Raw genomic sequence first — 22,644 nt, 5'->3', positions numbered from 1 at the left:
GGCAAACAACCAATCAAGGCTCCAGGTCTTCGTCACCCATGTCTACAACAAAATCAAAGGCCACCCGATTGTCTACAATCTCTCTCTCTTTTTCGATTGCCCCGTATTTCATGGTGACGGCTGTTACATGCGAAGGTAGATCAAATGTCATCTCGAAATCCTCACTCATTGCCTGCGCACCGGCAAAGAATTCATCCCCAGTTTCGGTTTCCAGCGTTAGTTTCCGGTTGACGGCCACGTCTACATCCAGACCTTCAACCGTTACCGTGATTTTGTCACTGGTTTTCCAATCAAAAACTGCGGTAGCCTGCAATTCCTCAATCGATTCCGTCAGGCTCCCAGGTGCCTGTTCCAACGGTTCTTCTACACAAGAGAAGAATACAAATACGGAAACAACCATCCAGCCGGCAATTTTCGCTTTAAGATGTTTTTTACTATTTTTCATGGTACTAATCATTAAAAGGTTTGCCCCGTAGGGGATTGTTCTAGTTGCTGTTTTTATCAATGACACGAAATTCCAAAAAAAAAATGGCCTCTTGAATATTTTTCGATGAACCCGCCCAATTGGGCGACAAAATGGTCCGTAGAAGGGTCTAACTTTTCTTTATCCTATTGAATTCCAGCACTAAAAATAAAACCGAAGTTAGTAGCTTGAAAGATTTTTTAAATTTATTTACCGATTTTGTAGTACAAAATTTTTTTTATTATTTAAGAACCAAATTATTCTATATGTATTTTTTCAAATCGCGTATTCTGAAGGTCATGGTCAATTTTTTGCAATTCCAGATTCGGTGAGCAAACGATACCAAGGATTACCCCATTTTTGCACCGATTTTGGGGTGGATTTTTCCAAAAAAAACCACCCAACGCCGCCCGTACAAAAATTACGGAGCCTGCCAGCCGCCCCACCAAATTCGCAAAAAATAAATAGTATATTTGCCTGTTAAATGAAACAAACACCATGAAAAAAAGGAGTATAACAAAGATAATCATCGCATTCATAGGAATGCTATCTTGGATAGCCTGCGAGTCCCCCAAACAGGAAAAGGCACCCGTAGATCCGTATGCGGTAACTACCGAAAGACTCACCATCAAGGTTGATACCTTATACGAAGGATTTGAACACCCTTGGGGAATGACCTGGCTTTCAGACGGCAGGATGTTGGTCACCGAAAGAAAAGGGGAAATCCTGATATTTAAAGACGATCAATATACCGGCGAAAAATTAGCCGGAGTGCCGGCCGTTCATGAAGTGAATCAAGCCGGTTTGCTGGACATCCAAACCCATCCCGATCATGCCGCTAATGGTTGGATTTATTTCTCCTACGCCAAACCGGTTGATGGAGGCGGTGCCACGGCAATCATGCGTGCAAAAGTGGAAGGAAACAGCCTCACAGAAAAAGAAGACCTGATCGTCACCACTCCGGCAGTAGAGGGAGGCCGGCATTTTGGAAGCCGTATCATCTTCGATAAGGACAATTACCTGTATTTCAGTAATGGCGAACGGGGAAGCAACCCCGAGAATGCCCAATCGCTAAAAAATTCCCATGGCAAAATCCACCGCATTCACGACGACGGGAGGATTCCTTCGGATAATCCCTTCGTAAACGAGCCCGATGCCATTCCCTCCATTTGGACCTACGGCAACCGAAATCCGCAGGGACTGGTCTATGACCGGGCAAACGACCGGATCTACGGCATCGAACACGGTCCGAAGGGCGGAGACGAGATCAACCTGATCGAAAAAGGAAACAATTATGGATGGCCGGAAATTACCTACGGCATTGATTACGATGACAGCATCATTACCGAGGACACGGTAAAAACAGGCATGGAGCAGCCCATTCACTTTTGGCGACCTTCCATCGCCCCTTGCGGATCCACGCTGGTTACCTCGGATCGCTACCCTTCCTGGAAAGGGAACTTGCTCGTAGGTGCACTTGCCAAACAGCACATTGCCCGGGTCACTCTTGATGGGAGCTCTTATGCCGGTGAGGAAAAACTTTTACAAGATATCGGTCGGGTCAGGCATGTGGCCCAAAGTCCGGACGGATACATTTACGCCATCACGGAAGGTACCGGATTTCTGATCAAGCTGATCCCACAGGAATAACCTAAAAAACCCCCGCTAGAAGCTTTTCCAGCGGGGGTTTTTAGTTTTTTTCGACTAAAAGGTAAATCGAATGGACAGGGCCACTTCGTCCCCCCAAAAACCGCCACCATTGATGATATTAAAGGCCGGTTTATAGTCCAGCGATAGGTTAATCGGTGCGTCTACAAATTTGTAATCCAAGCCGATAATCCCATCAATACCCACAATGGTGGATCCTCTGTACCCGGGGTCTGCCCAGGGTGGATTGGAATTGCCGCTATTCCAGCTGCCGATATGGGCTCCTCCGCCGTAAAACCACCGCAGTCCCCGAACCTCCCGGATATCTTTATGTACTTCGTAAAGTCCGGTAATCACCAGTCCTCTCCATCGGGTGTGAAGGATTCCCTCGAGCGCTACGTCCGATTGGATAAAATGCTTCACGGTTAGCCCGTTACTGACTCCTGCCCGCAAGCCTATCCCGGTAGCATAGGTCTGCGCCTGACTCTCGTTCAGGAAACTGAGTCCCAGAAACAAGACAATTAGTACGCTTAATGATGTCTTTACCATACAACTGTTGTTTAGATATACTATTTATTAAAAATAACACTTCCGTGCGGAAACACACAGGCATCCAAAGCCACGTCGTGTTCTGCTACCGGAATCGATTTCACCGTATCGAAATAAGATAGCCCCACTTTGAGCACTTTCGGCCGCAATTGCCCAAAAAAACGGTCGTAAAAGCCCATGCCATACCCTAACCTGTTTCCTGCATCATCTACTCCCAACAGTGGCACGAAAACCAAATCAATGCTTTCGTTGGAAGCGTAGATAGGCTTTTTGGGAATGGGAATACCCATACCGTCTTCGATAAAGACGGTATCTTTGGTAATCTTTACCGTTTGGAGCTTATGCCCAAGCCGGTCGGTAATGGAACCATACACTTCGTATCCCGCACCAAATAAGGATGGCAATAATAATACCGTATTGATCTCGTAAAGCTTTTTGATGGGTAAAAAAAGGTGAATGTGTCGAATAGCGCGATATGCATTCAAAAACCGCATGCTTTCGGAAGCTATTTTTTCCGAGCGAATAGCCCGCTCTTTTTCGCTGAGCGCTTTTCTATCTTCCTTGAACTTTTTCCTGAGTATTTCCTTCGCCTCCATTCTCCCACAAAATTACAAAATTAAAATCCAAGGGATCAAACTGACCGAATAGCTCGTTTATAAAATTCGGATTTGCCAGGTAATATTCGAGAAAATTCACCCGCCTTTCCTGCAAGGTTCCGTTTGGAAAAAGGAAGTCCTTGACTTCGTGCAGCTGACGGATGGCATCTCCCTGCTTTCTTTCTTCTGCTTTTCTAAATTTCACGGCTACCTGGTTGAGAATTTTTTCACTACGGGTAAAGGCCGCTTTTACCGCCTGCCCCAGGCTGGGGTCCAACCCGAATCCCCTGTTTTCGAGGGTACCAAACAATTGATTCAATTGCTCCCTTTCCCTTTGCAGGGAGACGTCGTCCGATGCGTTCTTTAGGGTATAGTCGATTCTCAAGCGATCTACATGCTGGAAAAGCTCCTCAGGTTTCAGTCCCAGTTTGTCAATTTTGCGCCCAATTTGTCTGGGAACGATCATGGCAAAGTTTCGCGGAAGAAGAAACGGAAAATCCACCGTATAGTGATCAAATACCCTTTTCAATTGAAACCAATAGGCCACCTCGGCAGGGCCTCCCAGGTAGGCCAGGTTGGGAAGTATTACTTCCTGGTACAGGGGCCGCATGACCACATTGGGGCTAAATCGCTCCGGATGCGTATCCAGCAAGGCCTCCATTTCTGCGTAGCTCCATTCGTTTTTGCCATCTTGCGTCCGAAACCGGCCGTTTTGTAGCACCAGGCGATCCCTGCGCCCGGGCTCCATGTAAAAAAAGTTGATCTCTCGGGGAAAAACCTGGGTCTTGTACCCGGCTTCCTCCAGCGCCTGGTTGCTTTCGTTTACCAGCCCATTGGCTTGCTGGGAAAAAACATCTGTTTTGATTTGGGGCAAAAACGAACGTTTGAGCCCGGGATGATTCGCATCCAGGATCACCAACCCTTTATCTGCGAATAAATGGTGCACGTATTTCCTGACGGCCTCTTTGAGCTGCGTGCTGGAAATATAAGCCTCTTTGAAAAATTCGGGCAGGAAGTCCCATTCCTTCACCAATGCCTTCAGGGAATCGTCTAGCAAAAATTCCCCCACCGGACCGGTTTGATCGCTGTCCCAGGCATACCGCTTCCCATCAAAATGAAAATGATTGATCTCGGCAAAATCGTGGTCTTCCGTGGCCATCCAATACAGGGGAACAATTTGGTAATCCGGGTAGGCTTTCTGAATTTTCTCCGCTAAAAGGACCGTAGAAACAATTTTATAGATAAAAAAGGACGGCCCGGTCATGAGGTTAAGCTGGTGTCCCGTTGTCACAGTAAAGGTCCGAGGCTCCCTCAGTCTTTTGATATTCTGGGCCACCGGAGAATCCTCATAGCCTGCATACTGTTCCTCCAATGCCTCCACCAATAGCTCCCGACGGGTTTCCGGAAAGGATTTGTTTTCCAAAACCCGGCCAAATCGGCCAATTTCCGGAAATTCCTGATAAAATTGCGTTAGTGCCTCCTCTTTTTTAATGTAGTCTAAAAACAGCGCTGAAAATAAGCCCGTACAGGCAGGGTCTACGGTGGATTTTATCATAAAAGGTGCAATTTTATCGTGTTTCCGGCAGTAATGGTGGTTAAAAACCTGCGTATAAACGTTAAAGTTCAACAATTTTATCGATTTATCAGAAATGGTGCGATACATTTTTGCGAAAATTATATAACAGGTAGACCGGGAATTCCTGGTACCTTTGGGAAACGATTGAATCATGAGCAAGACCATTGAAGTTCCGGTATCGGGTATGAGTTGTGCGGCCTGCGCGGTGAGCGTGGAGACCCTGCTGAAAGAAACACCGGGCGTGCAATCGGCCAGCGTAAACTATGCCACGCAGGCGGCCACGCTCGTTTTTGATGAAGCGGTCACCGATTTGAATCAAGCCCGGGAAAAAATCCATTCCGTTGGATACGAACTACTGCTCGACCAACAGGAAAAAGACAGCCTGGCTGAAATCCAGCACTCGGCCTATAAAAAACTACGAAGGAATACCATCGCCTCGGGAATACTTGCGCTGCCTGTGTTCCTTATCGGCATGTTTTGGATGGATTTACCCTATGGGAACTACATTTCCTGGATCCTGACCACTCCGATACTTTTCATCTTTGGCCGAAAGTTTTTTAGCAATGCGTTGAAGCAGACCCGACTCGGAAAAGCCAACATGGACACTCTGGTGGCCTTGAGCACCGGAATTGCCTACCTGTACAGCATGTTTACCACCCTTTTCCCCGAATGGTTGGAAGCCCGCGGAATCAGTGCCCATGTTTATTTCGAAACGGCGGCTGTCATCGTCTTCTTTATATTACTGGGTCGCATGTTGGAATCCGGGGCAAAGGCCGGTACCTCCGAGGCCTTGCGTAAATTAATCGGCTTGCAACCGGACAGTCTGACTGTCATCCGGGATGGAAAAGAATACACACTGCCGGTGGGATCGGTTGTAACCGGCGAAAGAATCGTTATCAAACCCGGACAACGACTGCCACTCGATGGACTCGTGGAACAGGGGAGTTCATACGTAGACGAGAGTTCGCTCACGGGAGAGCCCATACCGGTCGCAAAAAATCCGGGTGATACGGTCTACGCGGGTACCATTAACCAGAAAGGTAGTTTTACCTTTACTGCCACTGCAGCTGCCGCTGACACCCTCCTCGCAAACATTATCTCCCGGGTTAAGCAGGCACAGGGATCAAAGGCACCCATACAGAAAACCGTGGATCGGGTAACGGCTGTGTTTGTTCCCGTCGTGCTTGGTCTGGCTTTTGTGACCTTCCTTGCCTGGTCCTTTAGCGGAATCGATGAGGCCCTTCTCCGGGGAATGCTTTCCGCAATAACCGTTTTGGTAATTGCCTGCCCCTGTGCACTTGGCCTCGCAACCCCTACTGCCATCATGGTGGGAATGGGCAAAGCCGCCTCCCTGGGTATTTTGATAAAGGATGCAGAAAGTCTGGAAAGAGGGAAGCGCACGGACACCCTTATCCTTGACAAAACCGGCACCATCACGGAGGGCAAGCCGAAAGTAAGCGCGGTGGAATGGCGAGACGGGATGGATGCAAGCGCATTGATGCCCATTTTTCAGGCACTGGAAGCAAAAAGTGAACACCCCCTCGCCACGGCCATCGCGCAACATTTCAGCCCTTCTGAACAGCCCTTGCCATTGACCGATTTCCAGTCCGAAACCGGAAAAGGAGTCATGGCACGCTTCGAAGGTAAATCCTACCGGATAGGCACGCTTCGATGGCTAACTACCTGCGGAGTGGATACAACAGGTAAGCTGATAGCGTCCGGAGAAAACGCGTTGGAGCAGGGGAATATCCTGGTATACATGGCAGTAGATCACCGCCTGGCCGGCTGGGTTGCCATTTCCGACCAGATCAGGAAAGATTCAAAAGCCGCGATCTCCACCCTTCGCCAAATGGGCATTGCGGTACACATGCTTACCGGAGATCAGGAAAAAACAGCGACCGCTGTGGCAGCTGCTGTAGGTATACAGCACGTAAAAAGCGGCATGTTGCCCCAAGACAAGGGCGCCTACCTGCAGCAACTTCAACAAAAAGGGCATACGGTAGCCATGGTGGGCGACGGAATCAACGACAGCGAAGCACTGGTGTTGGCAGACCTTAGCATCGCCATGGGCGCAGGAACTGACATTGCGATGGAAACCGCCAAGGTTACGTTAATGTATTCCTCCTTAAAAGCCGTTCCCCAGTTGCTAAAACTCAGTACCCAAACGGTACGCACGATACGCCAAAATCTCTTTTGGGCGTTTATTTATAACATCATCGGGATACCCATCGCCGCGGGCGTATTGTATCCCGTATCGGGTTTTTTGCTCAACCCGATGATCGCCGGTGCAGCCATGGCGCTTAGTTCGGTATCGGTGGTGAGCAACAGCCTTCGGCTGAAATTTACGAAAACAAACGATTAGTCATGTCTAACGAAACTTCCATGAAATTCAAGACCACCATTAAATGTGGCGCCTGTGTGGCCGCTGTAACTCCGGCACTAAACGAGCTGGTTCCCAATGCCTGGGAGGTAGATCTTAGCTCCCCCGATAGAATCCTGACCATACATCAGTCTGTAGATCCGGAAAGCGTAAAAGCCGCTTTGGAAAAATCCGGATACAGGGGCGAATCAATTTAAGGGAACAGGCTACGGATGGGACAAAATTTTCTTACTTTTGGTCCTATTCTATGATGAATTATACTGCATTTACTTTAGACAACGGCCTTCAGGTAGTGGTCCATGAAGATCATACCTCCGAAATGGCCGTTGTCAACGTGCTCTACAAGGTAGGCTCCCGAAACGAAACCCCCGGAAAAACCGGTTTGGCACATTACTTCGAACACCTGATGTTTTCCGGTTCCCGGCATGTTCCTGCGTTTGACAGTGCCCTGGAGCGGGTGGGAGGATCCAGCAATGCCTTTACGAACACCGATATAACCAATTACTACATCTCTCTTCCCGCTGCAAATCTGGAGACTGCCCTCTGGCTGGAGTCGGATCGCATGCTGCACCTGAGTTTAAATGAGCAGCAAATCCACACCCAAAAACAGGTGGTAATCGAGGAATTCAAGCAGCGCTACCTCAACCAACCCTATGGGGACGCCATGCACCATGTGCGTAGCCTTGCTTTTGAGAAGCATCCCTATCGCTGGCCGACCATCGGGGAACATATTGAGGACATCGAGCGATTCGAGAAAGCAGACCTGACTAACTTCTACCGGCAACATTATTCCCCCGATAATGCCGTATTGTGCATTGCCGGCAAGGTCAGGGCGGAGGAAGTCAAAGACAAAGTCAACCACTGGTTTGGGGAAATACCCAGGGGTCCGCTGCCCATTCCAAGACCCGTGACCGAACCCGCCCAACTGGAAAAACGGACCATGCGGGTAGCTGCCGACGTCCCCACGGACGCGCTGTATAAGGTGTTCCGGATCCCCGGCAGACTGCACGAAGCCTACCTTGCCTGCGATCTCATTACCGACATTTTGAGCGTGGGTAGGTCCTCCGTGTTGGAACAAAAACTGATAAAGAACGGATCTGTATTTGCCAGTTGCCAGGCCTATGTTTTAGGAAATGTAGATCCCGGACTCCTGGTTTTTACCGGGAAGATGGAAAAAGGCATCCCTGCCGAGAAGGCAGAAGAGGAATTGGACAAAGTCATCAACCGCTTCAAACAAGAAACCTTTCCCCGCAACCTACTCCAAAAGATAAAGAACCAGGCAGAAGCCATGGAAACCTTTGAATCCGTTTCTTTGCTGGGTAGGGCCATGAAGCTGGCCTATTACGCGTACCTGGGGAACCCTGCCTTGATTCAGGCGGAATTTGATCGGAAATTATCCATTTCTGCAGAAGAAATCATGGATGCTTCCCGCACCTACCTGAGTGAAGATTCGGCCTCGGTAGTGTATTACACGCAGAAAAACTGACAGCTTGGTAGTAAATAACATTGATTATGACTGATTTCAGAATAGGGTTTGGGTACGATGTGCATCAGCTCAAAGAAAACGTTGATTTTTGGCTAGGTGGCATTAAAATCCCACACCACAGCGGCGCGGTCGGCCATTCGGATGCCGACGTTTTGATCCACGTGATTTGCGATGCCTTATTGGGAGCAGCCAACCTCCGGGATATCGGCTACCATTTTTCCGATCAGGACCCGCAATACAAAGGGATTGACAGCAAACTCCTACTCAAAGAGGTACTGGTGCTGTTGGAAAAAAGCGGCTACGTCTTGGGCAACCTGGATGCGACTATCTGCCTGCAACAACCAAAAATCAACCCGCATATACCTGCCATGAAAGCATGCCTTGCGGAAGTCATGCAGGTAGCAGAAGGCCAGATTTCCATAAAAGCGACAACCACGGAAACCTTGGGCTTCGTCGGCCGGCAAGAGGGTGTATCGGCCTACTGCGTGGCATTGATCCAACGAAAAAACCTTCCCAACTCATGAACAAGCAGGAACCCAGAATCATTACCACGGAAGACGGGTCCCACTCGGTATACCTTCCGGAGCTGAACGAAAGCTACCATTCCTCCCACGGAGCCTACCGGGAATCCATTCATGTATTTCTCCTGTACGGATTGGAGGCCTGGTATGCCCGCAATCGGGGAAAATTTCCCATTCGGATATTTGAAGTCGGTTTTGGAACAGGTCTCAACGCCTGGCTCACACTGATCTGGGCGGAGCAAAATCAAGTACCGGTATTGTACCATACCATCGAGCCGCATCCCCTTTCCGAGAAAATCTACGAGGCTTTGAATTTTACGCAGATGGATGAGACCCTTACCCATTACAATGGCTATTTTAAACGCTTGCACAAAATGGATTGGGATATCGGGAAACCTCTGACGGACTATTTTAATATCAAGAAAGAAAAAATCACCCTGCAGGACGTACAGCTCTATCCCACCGATATCGTTTATTTTGACGCGTTTTCCCCAAAAAAACAACCCGAACTCTGGGAAAAACCGCTTCTGGAAAAAATTGAAACCAGCATGAATCCGGGCGCCAGCTTTGTCACCTACTGCGCCGCAGGCCGCCTCAAGAAAAACCTCTTGTCGCTGGACCTGACGCTGGATGACGTTCCCGGCCCTCCGGGAAAAAAAGAAATGACCCGGGCATGGAAAAAAAGCTGAGGCGGACGTTGCTTCTCATCGCGTTGGCATGCGGGACAGGCCTGTATACTGCTTGCTCCAAAAAAAATGAGCGCTCGTACCGGAAACAGGAAGTAGCAGATGAAGTCACCGGGCAAGCGGCGGAGGTTGCCGGACAATCCGGATGGTTTGACAAGACCGAAGGAGACAGTACCTGGCAAACGTACTGGCAAAATGGAAAACGCTATTACGAGAGTATATGGGTTTTGGACAAACGCGTCGGTAATAAATTCTTTCCAAAAATTCAGGATGCCTTTCTATTTGAAGATAAATTCTACTTAAAAGCAACGTTCCCGGTAGCCTATGCCGGTGAAATACAATTCACCTTTCCGGAATACCCGGACTACACCCTAAACCGGATTGGTGAACAGGCCTTTCAGGTGGTTATTAACGATGCTTTGGATTTAAACCGGGTTGTATTCTCCCTGGAATACCTTCCTTCGGAAAACGACAGCCTGGAGCCCACCCGCTATTCGTTCACGCACGTGGTTTTTCAAGAATAAAAAAGGGACCAAAAAATCCATTCATCTCCTCCCGCATTACCGGGGGATTTTTGGAGTAGCTTTTCGTTTCGAGACCCAATACCGACCGGCCTGACCCAACCATCTGCCTGAACCTGGCAGCAAATTTACTCTACTTCCGGTTGGAGTCGCTTCCGGATTTCCTGAGCTTCTTGCCAGGTAAGCCGGGGGCCAAACTGGCTGACAATCTTGGAAGCGGCCATACTGGCCAGCTTTCCACTAGAGGCATACGAATGCCCGTTGGTAATTCCATAAAGAAAGGCTCCCGCAAACATGTCTCCGGCGCCGTTGCTATCCACTGCTTTGGTAGGGTAAGGTTCGATATCAATAAAGGTATCTCCGTCGTAAATGATGGCACCATTTTTTCCCTGCGTAATCACAAAATGACGAGCCAGTTTTTTCATGGCCTCTCTGGCTTCCAGGAGCGTCTCCGTACCGGTATAGCGCATGGCTTCTTCTTCGTTAGCGAAAAGCAGGTCCACCCCTTGGCCAATTACCTCTTGAAATCCCTCCCCAAAATACTTGACCATGGCCGGATCCGAAAAGGTAAGGGCTACTTTCACGTCATTTTCCCGGGCAATTTTCCGTGCCTCAAGCATGGCCTCTCGGGCGTTAGGCGAGGTGATTAGGTAGCCTTCTATGTACAAGTATTTCGAATCTTTGATGGCCGCGGCGTTCAACTGAGCCTCGGAAAAGGTTTGCGTGATACCAAGGAAGGTATTCATGGTCCGTTCGGCATCGGAGGTGACCATCACCAGGCATTTTCCGGTGATTCCTTTTTCCAATTGATAGGGGTCCAGGTTGTGGTTGACACCGGATTCGCGCAAGTCTTCCATAAAAAACCGGCCGAGCTCATCGTCGCCCACCTTGCAGCAATAAAAGGCCTTTCCACCAAACTGGCTCAAGGCAATCACCGTATTGGCGGCAGACCCACCGCATTGCAATTTGGAAGTTTTGGTATGGATAGCAGCCATCAGGGTAGCCTGCCGTTCTTCGTCCACCAGGGTCATAAGACCTTTTTCTATGCCGTTTGTCTCCAGGAAAGACTCGGTCACTTCAAACTCAATATCCACCAGGGCATTTCCCATGCCTGTTACGTCGTACTTTTTTGTCATTTTTGTTTTTTTAGTTTCTCCAACCGCGAGCATGTTCTTACTGCTTTCGGGGATTTTAGGGCTACGATTCGTTCGTATCCTGGCTTTGAAGAAGCCGAATGCGGCGCCCCACAATCGCTTCCAAGGCAAAAATGAGGGCTGCTGTCGTTAATCCAAAAAATTCACGATTTATCTCCATGGCGGTGGTTTTCATGGAAAGATCTTTTTGCTTCCATTCGTCACCGATCCAGCCTGAAATATTTTCCGGCCAAAAGAATACCGCGGCAATCAGGTAGCTAAAGGTCAAAAACACCAGTATATTGACATTAAACTTTCCGAAAGACGCAAATCCCGCAGTTAGGGAGGCGACCAGATACAAGGGAACCCACCACTGGGGGTCGGGATCATTGATTTGCCAATAGGCAAACAATAAAAATAGCACCGACCAGCTACCAAAAAACCATTTCCAACCTTTGCTCATAGGAACGGTAAGTTACGTAATTTGATGATAAAAAGCATTTCTTCCGGCTTATTTTCTCAAAACCCGATCGTAAATCAATTGGTAAATGTCCGTAGGAGGTACCTCCGGGGGCAGATCTCCGGAATTGTCCGCAGTGATCAAAACAGGCCAGTCCGTCTCGCTTTCGCTGATGCGTCCGTGGGATCCTTTCACCAGATCCGGTCGCAAGGGTATGACGTCCATCAGGTAGCGAAAACCCAGTTTCTTTTTTAGCAAAATCCAGCCCAGACGGGCTTTTAAAAACGGGATGTCGGGATTGGCAAACATTTCTACCGGATCGTACCCCGGTTTTCGGTGGATATCTACCGTACGAGCGTAATCGGGTGCCTTGTTTTCATCCAACCAATAGTAATAGGTAAACCAGGAGTTTGGATCCGCCACGGCTACCAGGTCTCCTGCACGTTCGTGATTCAGGTGAAATTCAGACTTCCCTTTCTCGTCGAGGACTTTTTCTACACCTGGCAGGGCAGCCACCAATTGGCTCACTGCTTCTTTATCGGAAGGGTCGTTCACATAAATATGCGCCACTTGATGATCGGCGACCGCAAAAGCCTTGCTGGTACCCGCATCCAATGTCTCCAATCCCAATTCGTCCTTGACCTGTATATAGCCCGCTTTTCTTAGCGCCTGATTGATAGGGATGGGCTGATTCACGGAGGTGATGCCGTACTCAGAAAGTAAGATAATTTCTGCACCCTTGCCCTCGTAATAGCCGATCAATCGCTCACATAATGCATCGATCTCTTCCAGGTCCTTTCCAATGTGTGTAAAATCGATCCCGAATTTTTGGAGGCCGTAATCCAGGTGAGGAAGGTATACGAACGTTAGCGTCGGGTCGTACCATTCGTCTACTTTCATGGATGCCTCAGCGATCCATTTGGATGAAGAGATATTGGCATTTGGACCCCAAAAGGAGAACAAAGGAAACTGGCCCAGTTCCTTCTGAAGGCGATCGCGCAGGTCCATGGGCTGGCTGTGAACGTCCGGAAGCTTTCTGCCATCTGACGGATACAGGGGTCTTGGAGTGACTGCATAGTCTACCGAGGAGTACATGTTGTACCACCAAAACATATTGGCACAGGTAAAATCGGGATTTTGCGCTTTTAGTGCATCCCATACCTTGGGCGATTGAACGAGCCGGTTGGATTGCCTCCAAAACTTGATCTCGCATTCGTCTTTAAAATACCAGCCGTTGCCAACGATACCATTTTCCTCCGGCCATTTGCCGGTCAGGTACACGGACTGCGCCGAGCAGGTCACCGCAGGCAATACCGGTTTGATGGCCGCTTGCCGGCGCTTGCTGATCCACTTACTTAGAAAAGGGGTATGCTTTCCCAGCAATCTGCCCGAGAGCGCTACCACATTTAGGACAACCGTTTTTTTCATTTGATTTGCTTTTTTACCCAATCCAACTCCCGGATAATGGATTGGTCCAGGGAAAGGTGAATGTCTTCGGGTAGCACTTCCCAAGTATAGGTCTCTACCTCCAGTTGGCTGGAATACCTCCCTTCCTCATTTAATTTCAGTACGGTGAGTATGTCTTCCTGCGTGGACTGCAGGGTGCCGTACCCGGATAAAAAAACCGGCACGTGAAAATGAATCCTCCATTCGATTTCTTTCGTTTCTACCAAATTTAGCAAGGCGTCTGGGAGATCCGGATAGGCCTTTTGAGATCCATCCCTAGCCACACCGATCACCTGATGCAGGTAGGTAGACTCTACAAATGGCAGCAGGGCCCGTTCTACGGTTTTTCTCTCCGCCATTTCTTCCGGAATGGGTATTTTTAACGCCGCGCTTAGCTGGAATTTTCCAATTTTTATTCCAGCTTCCCGAAAAGCATTCAATACTCCTGCGTGGTCTTCGTAGGCGACCGCAAAATGGCAAACGTCGTAACATACCTGCAGGTGATTCAACACTAGCTCCCGGGCATCTGCCTCGGACATCCCATGCCTGGATTGAAACCAGTCAATGCCCTGCGGAAGCAACCATTCCTCAAAAAAACGGATCAATCCCTCGGCATTCTCCAACACCCCGTCCGGTTCCGGCTCTATATCCAGGTGCAACTCCTGTCCGGTTTCCTTTTTGATCGAGTGCAGGTGTTCCACCACTTGCAGCAAGTGTTTGCAGGAATCCGCCTTTACCTGCTCCAGCGCTTCCGGTTCCTTATGCCAGTGTTTGTAGCTCAAGGGAGAGGTAGAAATGCCCGCATCCAGCTGCTCCGGCATGATTGCTGACAAAATATCGGCAAGGCGAATCGTATAGGCCAGCCTTGCTTCGGTGGTCCAATCGGGATGGTGAACTTCGTCTTTAACGACCTGCCGATGAAATCCGCCAAAGGGAAACCCATTCAATGTAAATACATAACAATCGTTGGTTTTCAGCCAACTTTTTAACTCGTCCAACTTGCCGGGTTCCATCAGTTCACGGCTGGCTTCATCCGAAATCCGTAAGCCAATACCGAAGGAACCCTTCCCGGATACCTGCTGCTTGATCAGAGGGAGATGTTCCTTTAGATTGGTGAAAGTGGCTTCCCAGCTTTCCCCCGGGTGAATATTGGTACAATAAGTTAGGTGATAATCGGCAATACGCATGGTACGAGTCGTTCTTGATTTGTTGCTAAGGCGCAGTTCAGGCCTTCGAATTAGCCAGTTGGAACTGATTTAATTTTTCGATGGCTTTTCGGATAAGTCCCGGATCCATGTGGTGAACTTCTACTCCATGCCCTATTTTGTCCAAAAGCATGATGGTCAATTCTCCTCCCAAATGTTCTCGGAATTCTTCGAGCCCTTTGATCAGGGAATCTCCGGACAATTCCGGAACGTACAACTCGAAGCCCAACTTTACTATCACGTCAATCACCCGCTTTAGCTCGTTTTCGGAAATCATGCCGGCCAGGAAGGAATAGGTCGTATCCAATGCGATCCCGATAGCGACCGCTTCCCCGTGCCTAATCCTGTATCCACTCAGGTGTTCCAGCTTATGCGCTGCCCAGTGGCCAAAATCCAGTGGCCGGGAGGATCCCGATTCAAAGGGGTCTCCGGATGCAATGTGATCCATGTGCATCTGCGCACAGCGGTAAATCAGCTCCTGCATGGAAGGATCGCTTTTATCCATCAGCTCCAGGGCCTGCTGCTCGATCCAAACAAAAAAGGAGGCGTCTTTGATCAATGCCACTTTAAGTGCTTCCGAAATTCCAGAACGCCAATCCCGTTCTTCGAGGGTTTGAAGAAAGTGCGCATCGTTGATCACCGCATAAGGCGGGGCAAAGGCTCCCAGGTAATTTTTCTTGCCGTAGGCATTGATGCCATTTTTGACCCCTACCCCAGAGTCATTTTGCGAGAGCACCGTCGTCGGAATGCGGATGTGCCGAATACCCCGATGGGCGATGGTGGCCGCAAAACCCACCATGTCCAGCAGAGCGCCTCCACCCAGGCCTACGATATAGGAGTGTCGGTCTATCCCGTACTCATGGGTAGCTTTCAGAACTTGCTGAAGGTATTCTTGTTCGTTTTTCACCTGTTCCCCCCCCGGCACCACCAAGGGCACAGCACATAGGGTAAACACCTCCCGGTAGGCCGCCGCGTAAGTTTGAATGGCCGCGATCAGGGAAGGATGATGCCGGACGACACCCTCATCCACTACCAGGTATACTTTGGGTACCTTATCCCCCTGGATCAGGTCCGCAAAAAGCCGGTTACTGACGGCGAACAAATCTTCGGTAAAATAAACCCGATAGCTAAAGGGCACACTGAAAACCTGCTCAATTGATTGATGTGCTATTTTTTTCATTTTTAATAAGCCGGATTCACCGAACTTTTCATTTCATTATAAATAAGTAATTTATCCCCTGTTTGGTTCATCAGGTTACAGCAAATACCCTGGCCAGAAGCAAGGATACCGGCAACAGCAAAAGGATTGCTACCGCCACCATCCAGCCGGCAAAAGCTGCTGCCAGGGATGCGTTGACAATGATCAAGGCGAGTACCGCTGCTTTTACCGATTTCCCTATCAGCGCAGGCTCCTGGGTTTTCAGCGCTTTTATCAATGGGGGAAAAATAAAATACGTCAATAAAACCAGAAAAGGCAGCGTTTCCAACCAGTAACTGGGCCGGAAAAAGGCCAACGTTCCGATAAATACCACAATACCGGCATACAAAAAAAGCCCCCCATACAGGGCACTTTTGTTCTTGCCATGCACCTCACCACGACTGACCATGGTAATGGCCGCCACGTACACGAGGGGTACAAAGCCGATGTACCAGAACTCGCGGATGGTCTGCGACATCAGGGTCATTCCGAGAAATAGGTTTCCCGCCCGGCACAAGCCCATATTAATGGGGCCAAATAGCCGTTTATGTTTGCCCCAGGCATCGTACAAAACGGCAAACAGGCCTACCAAAATCGCCAGCAAACCTCCCGTAAAATCAACTTGAAACGCGGCCAAAATCCCGCCTAACAGTAATAAAGAGGCCATCCAGGCCGCACTCCTGACCGAGGCCTGACCGCTTGGAATGGGCCGCTCGGGACGCTCAATCTTATCCAGCTTTGCGTCAAAAACGTCGTTGAATGCGACTCCTCCCCCGTACAGGCCAATGGTTGCTAGCACCAGCCAGCCAAGATCCAGCCAAAGCTGTAGAGGGGACTCTTCCAGCAGTATAAAGGCGGCACCTGAAATAGCGGCACCTGCCAAAATATCCGCGATGGCTGTGATGATATTAGCCGGACGTGTAAGCCGGATGTGCGCAAGGAGGTTTGCCATTAACCTAATTAATTCTCAATGATATTGGAAGAATCGTTGTCCACCCTGGGCGTTTGTCCACCACGTAAAACCGTGCTGCCCCCGTGTTTTTTGGTTTGATCGATGGGCTCTTTCTCCAACCAGTCTTTTTCCTCCATCTGTCCGCTCTGCCCGTAGGCCTTCAGGGCATTTTTGTAGCAAGTCATTTCCACATGTTCCTTGGGAATCCCTTTTTCCAGCATCAATGCTGCCGTCTTGGGTACCGCCAGGGGATCACTGATGCCCCAATCTGCCGCACTATCCACAATGATCCGTTCCGGACCGTATTGGCGAACGATTTCCACCATCCGCTCGCTCCCCATCTTGGTGTGCGGATAGATGGTAAAAGCCGCCCAATACCCACGGTCTAGCACTTCCTTGACGGTCTCTTCGTTATTGTGGTCCACGATCACCATGCCTGGATCGAGCCCGTGTTCCTCACTCACATCCATGCTGCGAAGGGTCCCCTTCTTTTTATCCCGATGCGGGGTGTGGATCATCACAGGCAAGTCCACCTCCTTGGCCAGTTCCAGTTGCAGGCGGTAAAATCGGTCTTCTGCCTCCGTCTGATCGTCGTATCCGATTTCACCGATGGCCACTACGCCTTCCTTTCCCACATACAAAGGCAACAGCTCCATCACCTCTTCTGCCAGGGGCACATTATTGGCCTCCTTGCTATTTAGTCCGATGGTACAGTAGTGAACGATACCAAACTGCTTGGCGCGGAACCGTTCCCAACCAACCAGGCTGCTGAAGTAATCCTGAAAACTACCCACTTTGGTCCGGGGTTGGCCCAACCAAAAAGCCGGCTCAATGACCGCAACTATCCCAGCCTTTTGCATGGCTTCGTAATCATCTGTCGTCCGGGAGGTCACGTGTATATGCGGATCGATGTACATCATAACTAAACAAATTTATCTGCTAACCTACTCTTTTTTCAATGCAATTCATAACGATACCCAGTGAACGGGGCATTTTGTAAGGAAACGGCAAAAATGGGGCCTGAAACTACCTTTCCGCGTCAAATGCCCTTCCAATACCTTCCCAGGAAATAACTCCCCTGGCAATCATCTCTTCCAAATCGGGGTATTTTGACAACAGTATCGGGCAGCCAGGATGATCTGCGTCCGAACAGGCAAGTGCGGCTGCCTTTCTTTCCAGGTTGGTTCCCTCTCCCAGGACTTTTTCCAGCAAGCCCAGGATTTCCTCGTCCACAAAGGGCACCAAAAACCGCCACAATTCCGGTATCACATTTCTTCCGGCAGACCACCGCTCGTGCACGTAGTCCACCAGGGTCCTGGCCAAGGGTAAATTTGCTCTGCCCTCGGCACCGACTATCCGGTAAAGCGGCCGCTGCATAAAGATGGCTTTGAGCAGCAACTGATTCCAGGCAGCCTCGTCCAGGTACTCGGAAGGATAGGGATTGTCCAGGGCGACGGCATCAAAAACCGAAGTAATATTGGTCCGGATTCCTTCTGCTGCCCTCGCGGTGAGTTTTTCGGGAAAGGGGAGCAGGGGAAGGGCCGCGTACAACGCCTCTTGCTCGTGCATGTCCGCTGATTCAAACAAGCGATCAAGGATCGGAATCCAGTCGTCGTCTTTATCGGATACCACGCCAACGATCAAAACCGTTCTGGCCGTTTGCAATGCCGTCCAGGTAGTCAATTGAAATCCGTGCCTGATCTTCCGTGCTTCCAAATTCTTTTCCTCCGATAGCTTTACCACTTCCTTGGGAAAATGTCGGGAGGCCTGACTGAAAGCCAGAAACAGTTTCATTTGGTTGGGAGATGTCCTGATTTTTTCTTCCTGTACTTCCAGCCAGTCCAATGCGCTAGCGGAGGCCGTTTCGGATAAAACTCCCTTTAGAAAATGCCTGGTGATAGAAAGGTCCTGCATGTCGTTTTTGTTCCTTTTATTTCATGTGTTTATAATTGTCCCTAAGTTGCCACATCGAATCTCGCATGCTTTATAATCATCCCTCCGCGGGTCGCTTGCGTCATGCTCGATTTCATCGTAAATATAACACTTATTCCATTTTCATTTTTTGAAACTGAGAAGAATCATGGTTGTGCCGCGGAGGGGATAGTAAAACTGGATTACTGTCCAAAAAAAAATCCAGGCCAGTTGTGGGATTGCTGGCCTGGATTTATCCAAATGGTTACGTGTGAACGAATGGAAGCGGGATTACCAATCCACACCGGTATCTTTCCAGCTTCGGGAAGCCGCTGAATCCAACACTGCCTGGCAAACCTTTTGGGTTTCGTAGGCGTCCTTGAACGTGGGCGCACAGGGGTCGTCTCCTTCCAGGCTCTTGAAGAAATCCGCCACCTGGTGGATAAAGGAATGCTCGTAGCCGATGCTGGTACCCGGAATCCACCAGCGGTCCATGTACGGCTGATCGCCATCCGTCACGTGAATGGAACGCCAGCCCCGGACAATGGACTCGTCCCGATGATCGAAGTACTCCAATCGGTTCAGGTCATGCAAATCCCAGCGGATCGACGCATGTTCCCCATTTATCTCAAAGGTATACAATGCCTTGTGCCCACGGGCGTATCTTGTGGCTTCAAACAAGCCCAGCGACCCGTTGTCAAAATGACAGTGGAACGTACAGGCATCGTCAATTCCTACCTTTTTCTTTTCGCCGCTGCTTTGGTGGACACGCTCTTTGATGAACGTTTCGGTCATTGCCGATACGTCTTTGATGCCTCCATTCAGCCACATGGCGGTATCGATGCAGTGCGCCAGCAGGTCCCCGGTTACCCCGGAACCAGCAGCATCTGCATCCAACCTCCATAGGGCATCTCCCCCCTGTGGCAAGTCCGGACTGATGGTCCAGTCCTGAAGAAAATTCGCCCGGTAGTGAAAGATCTTACCCAATTTACCAGAGTCTACCAGTTGCTTGGCCAGGGTCACGGCAGGTACTCTGCGGTAGTTGTACCAAACGGTGTTTCGTACACCCGCGCCTTCGATTACCTTCACCATTTCTTCGGCCTCCTCCAGGGTTCGGGCCAATGGCTTTTCGCACAAAATCATTTTTCCTGCTTTGGCCGCAGCAATCGCGATCTCGGCATGGGTATCGTTGGGAGTACAAATGTCCACCGCATCCACATCGTCCCGCTCAATCACTTTTTTCCAATCCGTCTCGTAGGAGGCGTAGCCCCATTGTTCGGCAAATGCCTTGCTCTTTTCTTCCCTACGTGAACAGGCGACTTGCAGTACCGGTCGGTAGGCATACTCTGGAAAGAAATCACCCAACCGTTTGTATCCGTTGGTATGGATTCTGCCCATTAATCCGGTACCTATTAATCCAATTCGTATTTGCTTTTTTTCTGACATGGTTAAATTTTTTGTTTGGAAAATGAAAACTATTCAAAACAAGAACCGGACTTAAGCTTTCCAGCCATGTGCCTCTCTAACCTGAATCAAGGCGGCCAGGATATTATTCCAGGTATCCTCCTTGCTCATCACGGCATTAGGAAACATACACCCATCCCAGCAGATATGCTTGAATGCTTTGGTAAGTTCTCCTTTCTCATCCCGCAACCAGTAGCCCGCATCCTCGGCAATGTCCAGTTTCCCGTTGGGGTCGTTGGCCAGGCAATGCCGGCCCGTTTTGTCGTGGGACCCGGATCCAAATACGGTGGCGTCGTTTTGGGCAACGTGAAAATCAATGGTCCAGGGCCGCAAGGCATCGGTCATTTCCTTAAGGGCGGCTTTCCATACAGACTTGTCTTTCCAATCGTATCCTTCGGGAAGAATTCGGTGTTCGGGATAGTTGTAGCCCATGGTATAAAGCAGGGTATGCGCCATGTCTGCCTGAAAACCCAGGTAAGGGCTGTCTACAGACTCCAGCGTTTCAAGCATGGTCTTCCAGCTGTGCATGCCTCCCCAGCAAATCTCGCCTTCGGCGGCCAACTTCTCGCCGTAATTTTCGGCGATTTTGCAGGCTTCCTTTAGGGTTTCTACGATAATTTTCTGACTTCCTTTCGGGTCTTTTGCCCATTGCTCGGGACTACTTGCGGTGTCAATCCGCACAATACCATTGGGACGAATGCCGGCACTTCGAAGCTTGGAGGCCAGCTTACAGGATTTTTCAAGCAAATCCAGGTAGGTGGCACGATCTTCCTTGGAACCCAGAATCGGACCGGACCAAATAGGAGCGACCACGGAGCCGATTTCCAGGTTGTAGGAAGATACCTTCTCAACCAGCTTTTTTACACCGTCATCGTCCATCTCCAAATCGATGTGGGGATCGAACAAACCGATATCCACCCCGTCAAACTTTACGCCGTCTACTTCTGCTTTGGCGGTGTTTTCCAACATTTCGTCAAAAGAAATGATGGGTTCCGAATCCGGACCTTTACCTACGATTCCAGGCCAGGTCGCATTGTGTAACTTTGGAAAATTATTTTGGGACATACGATTATTTTGTTAGCTATGAATAATAAATTAAAATCAGAATTTAAAACTGAGACAAGCTGCCGACGGGGAGGGATGGAAACCCATCCGACCGGAACGCCTTTTCAATTTACACAATATTGGAAAGAATCCCATAAAAAAGGGGATACTACCCCTTTTTACCCTGCTGATTACAGGTTGAGATCCGGATTGCCGGGTCCAAAATGCTTCAGCATTACGATGGGATCGGTTTTGGAATGGTTGGTTATTTTCACGCCTTCGCTGGCTGCCTTCTCCGTGACGAAGTATTCGTCATGGGTCAACTGCCCGTAGCGAATCAGCGCAGGGGTTTCCACATCCCAAACACCCATGGTGCCGTGTCCCTGCATCATGATCATTCCGTACGCCGCCTGATCCTTGATGACCACGGTCTGCCCGGGCATTACGGTCAATTCTTTGGCACTGAATGCTTCCGAACGGTAACAAATCCAGTTTTCAACGTACCCTGCTGCCTCCATTTCAGCAATATCCGACACCGGAACCGGCGCCATAAACCGTGTTTCCAGAATATTGGGATCCACATTGAGTTCCCAATCGATCACCTCCATCAGCTGATCGTAATCACCAATCCGGTCTTTGGGTGTTCCCTTCCAAAGCAGCTCCTCGGGAATGATGGCTTCGTTTACCAGGGACTGATACATGGCAAATACATCGGAAGCTTTCTGCGGCTCGTACGTACACATACTGCCTGGCGCGTGAAGCATGCCCGGAGGAACATCCCATCCGGTACCGGGATCCAATTTAAAGGCCTGCGAAAAACTGGTGATTTTGTTATCCCCCTTCGTAAAGTTCATCAGGCATTCTTTGATTTGTTCCCGGGTGGTTCCAGGCGCGATGCCAAAAAAAGTATAGGGAAAATCCCCGCCGTGGTTGTTCAATTGTGGCGGAAAATAGTAGGCTTCGGGCTTTCCTTTCATTCCAATCTTGGCGGCATGCTCGTCGTTGTGGTGGATGTGGTGCGGCAAGGGCCCCATGTTATCAAAAAATTTGGAATACATGGGCCAGCTTTTGTGCTCGTCCCATATTCTGCTTCCGATGATTTCTCCCTGTAGTTCGTCGATCAGGTCCTTAAGCAATAGCAACTCTTCTTTGCCAGCGGCCCCAACCACTACCTTACTCAAGCCTTCGTGTTCGCCCGTCAGCGGTCCGTTTTCGGCGGCTGTGGTGGAGGATAGCCAACGTTCGTCGATACCTCCTCTTTCCCCGCCCAATACGTAATAGTCATCCGGGTGTAACTTTATCCTCCTTCCGGGAACACAAAAAGATCTGGGTACCCAAGTAGGTGCCAGGCGCAAAATACCCTGTCCTTCTTCTAATGCTTTTTTTGCCAAACTCATAGGTTCTAA

The 22,644-nt window shown here is 49.5% G+C and carries 22 protein-coding genes; 7 read left to right on the top strand and 15 right to left on the bottom strand.

From position 1 onward, the window contains the following. Positions 1-13: 13 nt before the first annotated feature. Entirely contained in the window at positions 14-445 is a 432-nt protein-coding gene (locus tag BMW71_RS07325; protein WP_143057573.1) for a hypothetical protein, read from the bottom strand. 561 nt (positions 446-1,006) lie between these two features. Here BMW71_RS07325 and BMW71_RS07315 point away from each other — a divergent pair. Further along, complete coding sequence (locus BMW71_RS07315) at positions 1,007-2,113, top strand: PQQ-dependent sugar dehydrogenase (protein ID WP_244891109.1); 1,107 nt, start codon at positions 1,007-1,009, stop codon at positions 2,111-2,113. Positions 2,114-2,167: 54 nt separating this feature from the next. Here the strand turns inward: BMW71_RS07315 and BMW71_RS07310 are convergent, their stop codons facing one another. From BMW71_RS07310 to bshC, 3 genes are read right to left on the bottom strand one after another with little or no spacing between them, the layout of a single operon-like run. Continuing rightward, positions 2,168-2,659: a hypothetical protein gene (locus BMW71_RS07310; protein ID WP_092171517.1), complete on the bottom strand. Its 492-nt coding sequence runs from the start codon at positions 2,657-2,659 to the stop codon at positions 2,168-2,170. 20 nt (positions 2,660-2,679) lie between these two features. Continuing rightward, entirely contained in the window at positions 2,680-3,255 is a 576-nt protein-coding gene (locus BMW71_RS07305; RefSeq protein ID WP_092171515.1) for a 5-formyltetrahydrofolate cyclo-ligase, read from the bottom strand. Then, positions 3,212-4,810 (bottom strand): bacillithiol biosynthesis cysteine-adding enzyme BshC, encoded by a 1,599-nt coding sequence (gene bshC / locus BMW71_RS07300; protein ID WP_092172779.1) that lies wholly within the window; start codon positions 4,808-4,810, stop codon positions 3,212-3,214. The genes BMW71_RS07305 and bshC overlap by 44 nt, the downstream gene beginning before the upstream one ends. A 172-nt stretch (positions 4,811-4,982) precedes the next feature. On the opposite strand from bshC, the gene BMW71_RS07295 reads away from it, so the two are divergent. The 6 genes from BMW71_RS07295 to BMW71_RS07270 are packed head-to-tail and all read left to right on the top strand — an operon-like array spanning position 4,983 to position 10,428. Next, positions 4,983-7,193, top strand: a complete 2,211-nt coding sequence (locus BMW71_RS07295; protein WP_092171512.1) for a heavy metal translocating P-type ATPase — start codon at positions 4,983-4,985, stop codon at positions 7,191-7,193. A 2-nt stretch (positions 7,194-7,195) separates the two neighbouring features. Beyond that, the gene (locus BMW71_RS07290) at positions 7,196-7,408 is read left to right on the top strand and encodes a heavy-metal-associated domain-containing protein (protein WP_092171510.1); all 213 of its coding nucleotides are present in this window, start codon (positions 7,196-7,198) and stop codon (positions 7,406-7,408) included. Positions 7,409-7,458: 50 nt separating this feature from the next. Then, on the top strand, positions 7,459-8,697 hold the full coding sequence (locus BMW71_RS07285) for a M16 family metallopeptidase (protein ID WP_092171507.1): 1,239 nt from the start codon (positions 7,459-7,461) through the stop codon (positions 8,695-8,697). Between the two features lie 26 nt (positions 8,698-8,723). Further along, entirely contained in the window at positions 8,724-9,221 is a 498-nt protein-coding gene (gene ispF, locus BMW71_RS07280) for a 2-C-methyl-D-erythritol 2,4-cyclodiphosphate synthase (RefSeq protein WP_092171504.1), read from the top strand. Continuing rightward, a complete protein-coding gene (gene mnmD, locus BMW71_RS07275) occupies positions 9,218-9,907 on the top strand; it encodes a tRNA (5-methylaminomethyl-2-thiouridine)(34)-methyltransferase MnmC2 (RefSeq protein WP_092171501.1) in 690 nt (229 codons plus the stop codon). The genes ispF and mnmD overlap by 4 nt, the downstream gene beginning before the upstream one ends. Then, positions 9,892-10,428, top strand: a complete 537-nt coding sequence (locus tag BMW71_RS07270) for a hypothetical protein (RefSeq protein ID WP_092171499.1) — start codon at positions 9,892-9,894, stop codon at positions 10,426-10,428. Before mnmD ends, BMW71_RS07270 begins: the two co-directional genes overlap by 16 nt. A 125-nt stretch (positions 10,429-10,553) precedes the next feature. On the opposite strand, the gene BMW71_RS07265 is transcribed toward BMW71_RS07270, so the two are convergent. The 11 genes from BMW71_RS07265 to BMW71_RS07215 form a co-directional block, all read right to left on the bottom strand. Further along, on the bottom strand, positions 10,554-11,561 hold the full coding sequence (locus BMW71_RS07265; protein ID WP_092172775.1) for an adenosine kinase: 1,008 nt from the start codon (positions 11,559-11,561) through the stop codon (positions 10,554-10,556). A 61-nt stretch (positions 11,562-11,622) separates the two neighbouring features. Then, complete coding sequence (locus BMW71_RS07260) at positions 11,623-12,021, bottom strand: transmembrane 220 family protein (protein WP_092171496.1); 399 nt, start codon at positions 12,019-12,021, stop codon at positions 11,623-11,625. Positions 12,022-12,069: 48 nt separating this feature from the next. Next, positions 12,070-13,446 (bottom strand): alkaline phosphatase family protein, encoded by a 1,377-nt coding sequence (locus tag BMW71_RS07255; protein ID WP_092171494.1) that lies wholly within the window; start codon positions 13,444-13,446, stop codon positions 12,070-12,072. Beyond that, positions 13,443-14,651 (bottom strand): metabolite traffic protein EboE, encoded by a 1,209-nt coding sequence (gene eboE / locus BMW71_RS07250; protein WP_092171491.1) that lies wholly within the window; start codon positions 14,649-14,651, stop codon positions 13,443-13,445. Before eboE ends, BMW71_RS07255 begins: the two co-directional genes overlap by 4 nt. A gap of 37 nt (positions 14,652-14,688) precedes the next feature. Further along, positions 14,689-15,849: a 3-dehydroquinate synthase gene (locus tag BMW71_RS07245; protein ID WP_092171488.1), complete on the bottom strand. Its 1,161-nt coding sequence runs from the start codon at positions 15,847-15,849 to the stop codon at positions 14,689-14,691. 70 nt (positions 15,850-15,919) lie between these two features. Then, positions 15,920-16,819: a UbiA-like protein EboC gene (eboC, locus tag BMW71_RS07240; RefSeq protein ID WP_092171486.1), complete on the bottom strand. Its 900-nt coding sequence runs from the start codon at positions 16,817-16,819 to the stop codon at positions 15,920-15,922. Positions 16,820-16,827: 8 nt separating this feature from the next. Next, positions 16,828-17,739, bottom strand: a complete 912-nt coding sequence (locus BMW71_RS07235) for a TatD family hydrolase (RefSeq protein ID WP_092171483.1) — start codon at positions 17,737-17,739, stop codon at positions 16,828-16,830. 106 nt (positions 17,740-17,845) lie between these two features. Next, on the bottom strand, positions 17,846-18,733 hold the full coding sequence (locus BMW71_RS07230) for an EboA domain-containing protein (protein ID WP_092171481.1): 888 nt from the start codon (positions 18,731-18,733) through the stop codon (positions 17,846-17,848). Between the two features lie 288 nt (positions 18,734-19,021). Next, positions 19,022-20,176: a Gfo/Idh/MocA family protein gene (locus BMW71_RS07225; protein ID WP_092171478.1), complete on the bottom strand. Its 1,155-nt coding sequence runs from the start codon at positions 20,174-20,176 to the stop codon at positions 19,022-19,024. 51 nt (positions 20,177-20,227) lie between these two features. Then, a complete protein-coding gene (locus tag BMW71_RS07220; protein ID WP_092171476.1) occupies positions 20,228-21,259 on the bottom strand; it encodes a sugar phosphate isomerase/epimerase family protein in 1,032 nt (343 codons plus the stop codon). Between the two features lie 170 nt (positions 21,260-21,429). Next, positions 21,430-22,635, bottom strand: a complete 1,206-nt coding sequence (locus BMW71_RS07215) for a cupin domain-containing protein (RefSeq protein WP_092171473.1) — start codon at positions 22,633-22,635, stop codon at positions 21,430-21,432. Between the last annotated feature and the right edge of the window lie 9 nt (positions 22,636-22,644).

The organism is Cyclobacterium xiamenense (assembly GCF_900109255.1).
GTDB lineage: Bacteria > Bacteroidota > Bacteroidia > Cytophagales > Cyclobacteriaceae > Cyclobacterium > Cyclobacterium xiamenense.
This window is presented reverse-complemented; position numbering and strand designations above follow the sequence as displayed.